Raw genomic sequence first — 554 nt, forward strand, 5'->3', positions numbered from 1 at the left:
CTACTGACACTGATGGTAATGGTCGTATCTCTGCTGCTGAAGCTTCTGATGCTGTGACTGGTTCTACTGGTTACGGTGATGCGAACTCAAAAATCCACATGGATAGCTACTTCAACATCACTGATTTAGATGTTTACATCGATATCGCTGGTGTTCAGATCAACGATCTGAAAATCCACAACCATCGTGGTGACACTTCTGGTCTAGACGGATTGAATGCATTCGGTTTCGCTCACTCAATGCGTGACATCTACGCTGTTAAAGACGCAGTTCTTGATCTAGGTTCTGTTGCTTTGGCACCAGGCCGCCTTGTCCCTGCCGTTATTTCCCCTTTTAACCCAGAAGGTTATGTTGATGGTATCGCTATCCCCCTGTGTCAGGATAGTTGTCGCCTCTGTTAATTTTTAATAATTGAATAGGAGGCGGTAAGAGAATATGAGTGAAGCATTATTCAAAAGAGTTTAAAGAAGCCATTGTTAAGAAGTGGCTTGAAAGTGGGTTATCATTAAGAACGTTTTCAGCCCAGGAAAACATAAACCTATCCACCTTGTATT

1 protein-coding gene is annotated in these 554 nt (G+C 42.8%); it reads left to right on the plus strand.

The window, feature by feature from the left end; genetic code table 11:
- Positions 1-401, plus strand: a 401-nt coding sequence (locus A3729_RS33110; protein WP_197475856.1) for a hypothetical protein, incomplete at its 5' end; no start/stop codon positions are given.
- Positions 402-554: the final 153 nt, after the last annotated feature.

The sequence above is a fragment of the Oleiphilus sp. HI0043 genome, from assembly GCF_001634935.1.